The 9,097-nt window shown below is 62.0% G+C and carries 8 protein-coding genes; 5 read left to right on the top strand and 3 right to left on the bottom strand.

Translation table 11 applies throughout. The features are described from left to right. The first annotated feature begins 154 nt into the window (after positions 1–154). Positions 155–961: a nucleoside hydrolase gene (locus tag KY459_16485; protein MBW3566305.1), complete on the top strand. Its 807-nt coding sequence runs from the start codon at positions 155–157 to the stop codon at positions 959–961. A 197-nt stretch (positions 962–1,158) separates the two neighbouring features. On the opposite strand, the gene KY459_16480 is transcribed toward KY459_16485, so the two are convergent. Further along, positions 1,159–2,151: a Ku protein gene (locus KY459_16480; GenBank protein MBW3566304.1), complete on the bottom strand. Its 993-nt coding sequence runs from the start codon at positions 2,149–2,151 to the stop codon at positions 1,159–1,161. A gap of 4 nt (positions 2,152–2,155) precedes the next feature. Then, positions 2,156–2,929 (bottom strand): Ku protein, encoded by a 774-nt coding sequence (locus KY459_16475; protein ID MBW3566303.1) that lies wholly within the window; start codon positions 2,927–2,929, stop codon positions 2,156–2,158. A gap of 355 nt (positions 2,930–3,284) precedes the next feature. On the opposite strand from KY459_16475, the gene KY459_16470 reads away from it, so the two are divergent. Together KY459_16470 and KY459_16465 are read left to right on the top strand one after the other, a co-directional pair. Further along, complete coding sequence (locus KY459_16470) at positions 3,285–4,034, top strand: hypothetical protein (GenBank protein ID MBW3566302.1); 750 nt, start codon at positions 3,285–3,287, stop codon at positions 4,032–4,034. Positions 4,035–4,552: 518 nt separating this feature from the next. Continuing rightward, complete coding sequence (locus KY459_16465) at positions 4,553–5,134, top strand: hypothetical protein (GenBank protein MBW3566301.1); 582 nt, start codon at positions 4,553–4,555, stop codon at positions 5,132–5,134. Between the two features lie 118 nt (positions 5,135–5,252). Here the strand turns inward: KY459_16465 and KY459_16460 are convergent, their stop codons facing one another. Beyond that, a complete protein-coding gene (locus KY459_16460) occupies positions 5,253–7,841 on the bottom strand; it encodes a hypothetical protein (GenBank protein MBW3566300.1) in 2,589 nt (862 codons plus the stop codon). A gap of 121 nt (positions 7,842–7,962) precedes the next feature. On the opposite strand from KY459_16460, the gene KY459_16455 reads away from it, so the two are divergent. Both KY459_16455 and KY459_16450 read left to right on the top strand, forming a co-directional pair. Continuing rightward, positions 7,963–8,244 carry a hypothetical protein gene (locus KY459_16455; protein ID MBW3566299.1) on the top strand — a complete coding sequence of 94 codons (282 nt, stop codon included), beginning with the start codon at positions 7,963–7,965 and terminating at the stop codon, positions 8,242–8,244. 50 nt (positions 8,245–8,294) lie between these two features. Continuing rightward, positions 8,295–8,534, top strand: coding sequence for a hypothetical protein (locus KY459_16450; protein ID MBW3566298.1), 240 nt, complete (start codon positions 8,295–8,297; stop codon positions 8,532–8,534). Positions 8,535–9,097: the final 563 nt, after the last annotated feature.

The following is a 9,097-nucleotide window of genomic DNA, read 5'->3' as shown; positions in this document are numbered from 1 at the left end:
AGTGAAGAGTGAAGAGTGAAGAGTGAAGAGTGAAGAGTGAAGAGTGAAGAGTGAAGAGTGAAGAGTGAAGAGTGAAGAGTGAAGAGTGAAGAGTGAAGAGTGAAGAGTGAAGAGTGAAGAGTGAAGAGTGAAGAAGAAGAGTGAAGAGTGAAGAGTGAAGAGTGAGACGGTCTACATCGATACGGACAACGCGCTCGGCTCCCCTCTCGGGGATGTCGATGACGCGTACGCGCTCGTCGCTGCGCTTCGCGGCGATCTCCCGATCAATGCCATCGGTACGGTGTTCGGCAACACGTCCGAGCGGCGATCCTTCGAGAACACCACGCGTCTTCTGAAGGCATTGGGTCTCGACATTCCGGTTTTGCGAGGAGCCGCGCGTGCCGGAGAGAACGAGACCGAAGCCGCCGCTCATCTGTCATCCTTCCACCCTCCGGCAACGACGATCCTCGCGCTCGGACCGCTCACCAATCTCGTCAGGACCGCACACCTTCCCTGGCGAGAGATGGTCGTGGTCGGAGCGAACGCGTCGTCACGAGGCCGCTGGCCTCCGTGGCATCCGCACGAGTTCAATCTGACGAAGGACCGGGAGGCGACGCTCCGCATCTTCGATTCGGGAGCTCCGCTGACATTCTTTCCACTCGATCGCCTCGAATCGCTCCGAATCTCCTTCTCCCGTATTCGGAGCTTCACCGGTGAGATCGGCAATCTTCTGGGCCGCGGATCCTGGCGATGGCTCGTTCGAGGCTTTTTCGTGAAGTGGCGACCGAGCTTCCGCGTCTGCGATCTCATTGCGGCGATGTACCTCGTCTCCCCCGAGCTGTACGAAATGGAGGATACGGTCGCGACGATCCGGCCGAATACGCACGTCAGCTTCGGGGAAGGTACCCGTCCGGTGCGCGTGCTCCGCTCGTACGACGCGGAGAAGATCTGGTCGCGCTTCCTGGATCTCGTGAATCAATGACCGCTTGAGGTTGGCCTCGAGAACAAAGCGCGCGCGATCAAATCATCAACGGGAGGAGGTTTTTCTCTTCACTCTTCACTCTTCACTCTTCACTCTTCACTCTTCACTCTTCACTCTTCACTCTTCACTCTTCACTCTTCACTCTTCACTCTTCACTCTTCACTCTTCACTCTTCACTCTTCCGCACTCTTCACTCTTCACTCTTCCGCAATCGCCTCGGCCAGCTCTTTCTTGCTCATCGAGCTACGGCCTGCGATGTCGAGCTCCTGCGCCTTCTCGTACAGCTCCGACTTCGAGAGCTTCGACAGACTCGCCTTCACCGTCGGTGTGCTCTTCTTTTTCGCCGCGCGCTTCGGCTTTTTCGCGTTCTTGCCGGCATCTCCGAGACTGCGGCGGAGCGCTTCCATCAGATCGATGAGCTCGCCCCCTTCTTCGTCGTCCGAACGCGCCTTCACCGACGACTCGACGACATCCTCTCCCTCCTCGAATTTGGCGGTGACGTACTCCCGCACTTTCAGCGACCAGTCATCGTGGAGCTGGTCGAGGTCGAGCTTCTTCGCGGTCAGATCGCGGATCGCCTTGTCGAACTTTTTCACCTCGGTCTTCTTCGGCTTCCCCTCCGGCAATCCGACGTCGGTGATCTTCCGGATCTCGTCCTCGAATCGAAGCGTCTCGGCGCGGAGCAGGCCGTCTTCCGAGATGATCGCGACGAGGTACTCCTTGCCGCGCATGACGAACGTTGCGATGCCGGCGCGATCGGAAGCTTCCATCGCCTCGACGAGCAGCCGGTATGCCTTGACCGACTGGCCGGCGGGCGCGAGGTAGTAGGCACGGCGAAAGAACATCGGGTCGAGCTCCTTCCGGGGAACGAAGTTCCTCAGATCGATGTCGCGCGATTTCGCCGGCTCGACAGCCTCGAGCTCCTCCTCGGTGACCTCGACGATCTCGCCATCGAGCTCGTACCCGCGGGTCAGCTCGTTCCAGGAGACGTGATCGCCGTCCTTCGTGCAGTAATACCTCCGCTCGAGCGGGGTGCCGTCGGGAGCGAGCATCCGAAGCCCCACCGGGTTCGAGACGTTCGCCGGGTAGAACTCCACCGGAACGCTCACAAGCCCGAACGAGATCGTTCCCGACCAGAACGCTCTCGAGCGCGCGCCCTTCTCTTTCCCCTTGTCCTCCCCCTTCGGCATCGCGTCAGGCCTTCTTTCTCATCTTCGCGAGGCTGGCTTCGAGCGCTTTCGTGAGGGAATCGTCGTCGGTCTTCTTCGCGCGGAACTTCTTCACCTTGACCTCGCCTCCGGCCGCCTTGGTCTCGATAAGCTCGAGGACCCGCTTCCGGTACATGTCCTGCCATTCCGACATGTCGAGCTCGGTCGCGAGCGAGTCGATGAGGAGTTGCGCCATCTCCCGCTCCTTCTTGTCGAGCTCCCGCCCTTCGGGTCTCGGGAGATCCTTCGCCAGGACGACCTCGTTCGTGTTCCGAAGAGTCATGATCACGAGACCCTCGTCCGTGGCGCGAAGAGCCCCGACATAGGCCTTGTTCCGCATCGTCCAGTGAACGAGACCCTCGACCCCGGCGTCGAGCAGCGCCTGATGCAGCTGCTGATAGACCTCGTCGCTCTCGTCGGGTCCGAGAAAGTAAGGACGCTCGTACCACCGATGGTCGATCAGCTCTGGGGCGCCGAAGCTCGAGACCTCGATGTCGCGCGATGGTTCCGGCTCGAGCTGTTTCAGCTCCTCATCCTTCAGCATGACGAACACGCCGGGCCGGACCTCGTAGCCGCGCCAGATGTCGGAGTACTCGACCTCCTTCCCGGTAGCCGGATTGACCATCTTCTGCTCCACGGGAGAGAGGTCCTTCGCGTGGAGCAATCGGAATCGCACCGCCTTGTCCTCGACTCCCGAGTAGAGCTTGACCGGAACCTCGAGGTCCTTCATCCGGATGACACCCTTCCACATCGCTCGCATGACGGCCCTCCTGCAATGCAATCGTCGCACACAAATGGGGCAGGGATCAGGGACCAGGGGTCAGGGATCAGGGAAAAAGCAGGGAGCAGGGATCAGGGGTCAGGGATCAGGGGAGGACCAGAGCGGGATCTGACGGAAGCGGAGCGCGCCTGAAATCATCAGCCGGTCGTGTCCGGTTCTGTCGCCCGCGTCGCCATGGAGGTTGCGCCTTTTTTCACAATAAAATTGAAGATGACCAAGTGGCGTGTATTCAGAGAAACCGTCCAGCAGCGACTTTACAAATATGCCGTTTCATCCTAGGTTAATCAATAGCCATCCCGCATTGATCACTGCAACCGAAAAGGGGAATCTTCCTATGAAAGCCGGAACTGTCCTGTTCTGTCTCGCGCTGAGCTTCGCGGTCGTCCCGGCGCACGCCGCAGAAACCGTCATGTTTCCCATTCTCCGGCCCGACCCGCAGCCCGGGGCCCACGGCTCACTCTGGATGACGTCCCTCCTCGCCTATAACGGCGGCAACACCGTGGAGACGGTAGGGTTCGACTGTCAGCTCTTGTGCCCTTCCCGGACCGAAATCGCGCCGGGCGAAACCAAACGCGTCGGATACTCCGGTCTCGGCGTCGTGCTCACTATCAAAGATGGCTCAGCGCTCGTCTTCCAGCTGCGCGCCTTCGACGTTTCACGAGCCAATCGATCGCGAGGCGTGGAGCTTCCCGTGTTGCGAGGAGACGACGACTACAGGCTTGTGATCGATCTGCTCGATGTGCCGCTGGACGAGAATTCTCGAAGCGCGCTTCGAATCTACTCGTTCAACGGCCCCGGACCCGGTCGCGGAGCGCTCATCACCGTCGTTCGCGCCTATGACCGAGCGAGCGCGCTGCTCGCCGAGACGCCTGTCGAGCTGGAGGACAGAACCTCGATTCCCCGGCGAGAGATCTACGATCTTACGGAGATCTTTCCGACGCTGGCCGGGCAGGACAGCCTCCGTCTCGAGATCCTCTCTCCGGAGCCCGACGCCAGCACCGGGAGAACGTATCCGATCTACGCCTTCGTCACCACGGCCAACAACATCACACAGGAAGTCACGAGCATCACGCCGGCTAAGTAAACCGTCACGGCAGAGCGCTTCTGCGGGCGAAAGAACTTAGCCCCCGGCTTCAGCCGGGGGTTGGAGAGCGGTCACAGAGAATGTCGAGCCCGCTTCAGCGGGCGACAGATCCTCGCTGAAGCCGGGGGCTGGGATCTGGCGCCGCCTTTCGGGCTCCGTCAGCTGCTTCCGATTCGAGCGCCCCTGAAACGATCAGCCGGTCGTGTTCGATTCTGTCGCCCGCTGAAGCGGGCTCGACTTTTGAGCGTGCCACATTCCTGTCCCCCGGCTGAAGCCGGGGGCTATGATCTGGCGCCGCCTTTCGGCGGCTCCTTTCAGCTGCGTCCGGTTCGAGCGCGGCTGAAACGATCGGCCGGTCATGTTCGATTGGGATCAGGGAGCGTGATCCTGACGGAAGCCGGGAAGATCCAGATCCCTAGCCCGACCTCGCGCACTCCAGCGAAGACGTGCACCTGCGGTATGCTTAAGCCCACGAATCGCAGGAGTTGTCCCTTTTCTCGAGACGCGCGAGCTCACAAATGAACGATCTCTGGTCACAACACACCAAGTACCTCCTTCGCCGAAAGGTCCTGAAACTCTTCGGAGGCGCGTTCCACATCTACGACGGCTCCGGCAATCTGGTCCTCTACTCCGAGATGAAGGCCTTCAAGCTGAAGGAGGACATCCGCCTCTACGCTTCCGAGCAGATGCAGAGCGAGCTGCTGACCATCTCGGCACGGACCTGGGCCGACATCTCGACGATCTACGACGTCGTCGACGGCCAGACGCGGGAACGCGTCGGCTGCATTCAGCGGAAGGGTCTGCGATCGATCCTCCGCGACGAATGGATCATCATGGACCCGGCAGAAAAACCGGTTGCCGTCATCCGGGAGGACAGCGCGCTGCTCGCGATCGTGCGCCGCGCGGGTGGAAGCCTCATTCCACAGAAATACCACATGACGATGAACGGCGCCGAGGTTGCGACGATGACTCAGAGGTTCAACCCGTTCGTCTACAAACTCGACGTCGACTTTTCCCCCGACACGATGCGCCGCCTCGACCGGCGACTTGGAATCGCCGCCGCGATCCTCCTCGCCGCCATCGAAGGCCGCCAGGATTGAGGCCGTCGCCGGTTGCCGGTTGCCGGTTGCCGGTTGCCGGTTGCCGGTTGCCGGTTGCCGGTTGCCGGCGAATGATACCGGCTCCGGCGGTTTCGCCTTTCTTTTCACTCTTCACTCTTCACTCTTCTGAGAACCGGATCCAGTCCGAGATGTCCGCCTGGTCGTAGCGAACCATCTCATCGTCGAGAAAGAGCCTCGATTTCGCTCGTCCCCACTCGCGGAAGTCGGAATCGAGCTCGGCTTCCGGCTTCCCATAGATCGATTCGAGCGCTTCGCTCGTCGACATCCCCTCCCCGAATGCATCGAGCATCCGCTTCCAGGTGCGACGGTCGAGCGACTCGAGATAGCGGACGAGCGTCTGCGAGATGACGTAACCCTGCCGGATCATCTGAGGATCTCCCGACCCGCCGATGGCAGGGTCGAGCAGCGAGATCGCCAGCATCCCGTCGTCGTCGTAACGGTTGAACGCGTTCCCCGCGGGTCCCATCTCCATCCGCTGGGCCATCCCCTCCTGGAACCACCGCGGAGCCTTGTCTCCGGTGGCGTCCGCCACGATCGCATGCGTCAGCTCGTGGGTCATGAGCCCGACGATCTCCGGAGGGAAGATCGGGACCTCGGCGAGCGGCAGCGTGATCTCCCCGTCGTAAAAACCGAGGATCGGAACGCTGTGGGTGAAGAGACTCCGGAACTCGCTCCACTTGAGCAGATTGACCGTGCAGTGCTCGAAGGGCTCGACCCCGAGCTTCGCGGAGACGCGCGCCAGCTCCTTTTCGAGAATGTCGCCGACCTTCTGTGCGCGGGTCTCGACGGCGTCGGGCGGATAGCGAATCTCGAAGTGGGGAGTGCGATGCACCTGATAGCTTTCCTCGAGCCGGCTGAGCAGTGAGAGCTGGCGGATGCGATCACCGAGGTCGACGTCGTCGCGGAGAACGTCGGCACGCTCGAGGAGACGGATCGCGATGTCGTAGCGTCCGAGCTCGCCCATCATCTCGCCGAGCTCGTAGAGCCGGCGCGGGTCGGGACTCGGGCGTCTCAGCTCGCTGATCGCGGCTGTCGCGGTGAACGAGGTCGCCTCGGAGCTGCGGTCGAGCCGTTGCAGAGCATTCGAGCGCGCGATCACCACCTGCGTCGGTACCCGTTCGAGATCTTCGGGGAGTGTCCTGGTCAGCAGGTCCACATCGTTCCACCGGTTTCGCTCGTCGAGGGCCTCGACCGCTGTTGCCAGCCGGTCTCGCTGAGCGGGCTGCAGCCACCCGGCCGGGCTCGCCGCCGTTTCCCGGAGCTGATCGATCGCCGAGAGGACGCGGTTCCGCTCCATCTGTTCCCACGTGAGCGCATCGACCACGACCGTCCCCTCCGGTGCGTGCGGCGCCATCCCCCACAACTGCACCGTCGCGTCATCAGGGCCGTCGAGAAGCAGTGCCTCACCCGAGCGCGTTGCACGCCATCCGGTGGGCATTGCGATCGGCGACTTTGCTGGCCCCACGAAGTTGCGGACCGGCTCGTTGACGCTCGGAAGCCGAACCTCGAGCGCGACCTTCGGCCGGCGGAACATATGCGAGAAGTAGGGGAACGAGAGAAGAGTCTGCCGGCTGGACGGCTCGAGTCGCATTCCCGTCAGGAAGCGCGCTTCCGCCGCCTCCACGTCATTGTCCGAATCGACCTCTCCCAGGATCGCCAGGAAGTAATGCGGGGCGGGATGATCCGTGCCGAGACGCTCGAGCTCGAGAAGGCTCGCCCGTGCCCGGTCGTCGAACCCGAAGATCAGAGCGGTCCGCGCGACCTCCATCCGGACGCTGTCGGACCGGGGCCGGATTCGGAGCGCCCGATCGTAGGCCAGCATGGCGCCCACCGGATCATCCATCGCCGCCGCCGCCCGTCCCTCCAGCAGCGCTGCGCGAAGATCGCTCTCGCTGGAATCGATCGAACCGAGAAGCTCATTCGCTTTCGTCTCGTCCATCCGAAGAAGCGCGACCTGGGCGCCCCACAACGCCGCCGGCCTGCCCGCGGGCACCGACATCTCTTCGTTCCCGGCCGCCAGCGCCCGCCGGTACCGGAGCAGCTCGTCGAGGGTCGCTTCGCTCGCGGCAACCACTTCAGCAGCGCGATCGGAGCGCTTCTGGCTCACGGCGAAGAGGGCCGCTGCTCCGCCGATGATCAGCAATCCCGCAGCGATGGCAATCCACTTTGCTTTCTTCATCCGGAATGACAGCCCGACGACCATGAGGCCGATGAGGCCGGCGGCCGGTGGAATCCAGGATGTCCGGATCGGACCTTCGGAATCGGCGACAGGAACGGACTCGCTCACGACCGGATCGGCCGAGGCTGAGAATGTCGTGTTGGTCACGTCGTCGACGAGCCACTGCCCACCAGCCTCGACCATGCTGAATGTCACGAGCTCGTCGATGCCGGAGCCGTAGGTAACCCAGAAGGCGACTTCGGTCGTCTCGTCGGCCGTTTCGAGAACCCAGGTCGAGTCGCGCGCGGGACCGAGAACCAGCTCGATCCATTGCTCGATATCGGCTCGCTCCCGAAGCGGCGATGATTCGGAGAGCCTCTCGCTGATTGCGGCGGGTCCGCGATCGAGGTAATCCGAAACGACACCGGCGGCCGCCACGACGGCTCCTTCCCGCCGGAGGTCGCTCTCCGCGGCTGAAGAGTGGCCGCCCGCGACAATCGCGAGCAGAATCAGAATGAATTTACGCACTCGGTTGGTCTCCCTGGACGTGGACGGCTTCAATCATACATTCGCGGGCCCCAAAAATCGTCGGAGGGACGAAACCGAAGCGGGTTTCCGGCGTATTGAATTGTGAGAAGGGGGTGAGCGATTGACCAGAACGATCCAGTACCGGGTTAAGGCGAATCGTAATGTCGAGGCGGAGCGGATCCTTCTGACATTTCTTCGAAACCTTCGCATGATCGAGCCCGGCACGGACTACCGGGCTTTTCAGCACGCCGACGGCAACACTTACACACTGTTCGCGTCCTTCGTCGACCACGAGGCGGAGTATCAGCATCGCAACGCGAACTACACCGAGCGCTTCGAGAGCTCGCTCTACCCTCTCTGTGAATGGGGGCCACACACCGAAACTCTCACCTGCCTCGCCTGAATCGGATCGCTGCCGTGGCATAGCGCTCGCACGACGCAGTTCGGTTCATCATGGACAAAACCTGCACCAACTGCGGCAACCGCTACGACAAGAGTTTCACGGTCACGACCCACAATGGTGAGACGCACACCTTCGACTGTTTCGAATGTGCCATCCAGGCGCTGGCGCCGGAATGTGAGGTGTGCTCCACGCGCATCATCGGTCACGGGCTGGAAAAAGACGGCCGGTACTTCTGCTGCGACCATTGCGCGGAGAAGGCCGGCGTGACGAAGCTTCGCGACCGGGTCTGAGCCGCGCGGCGAAAATCTGTCGCCCGCTGAAGCGGGCTCGACATTCTCTGAGACGGCTCTCTAACCCCCGGCTGAAGCCGGGGGCTAAGTTCTTTCGCCCGCAGAGCGGGCTGTTGCGAAGTGGAGATCTCGCGAGATGCAACATCTTTGAGAGTGGTCGACGTTCTGTCGCCCTTGCGGGCTGGCAATGACGCGATCGTCGCGTGGTTTCGCCACCGCGGGCCGGCGACAGAATCGAACACGACCGGCTGATCGTTCAGGCGCGAGAATCTGACGCAGCTGACAGAGCCGCCGTAAGGCGGCGCCAGATCACGTCCCCCGGCTTCAGCCGGGGGACAGGGACGCGGCACCCTCAATGTCGAGCCCGCCTCAGCGGGCGACAGTATCCGGGCGGGTCGTGAATCCGCGTGATGCCCTTTCGCAACCTATCCACGATCCCCGCCCAGAGACGATGAGTAGGCCGGTCCCCTCGAACGATGTCACGATTTGATCGTGCATCCCACGTTAGACGGGCTCGAAGCCCAGAAGAGGAGACCAGCCGTGAACCATATTGCCATTGATAT

This window comes from Acidobacteriota bacterium (assembly GCA_019347945.1).
Classification (GTDB): Bacteria; Acidobacteriota; Thermoanaerobaculia; order Gp7-AA8; family JAHWKK01; genus JAHWKK01.
Note: the sequence above shows the minus strand (reverse complement) of the source record. Positions and strands in the feature narration are given on the sequence as shown.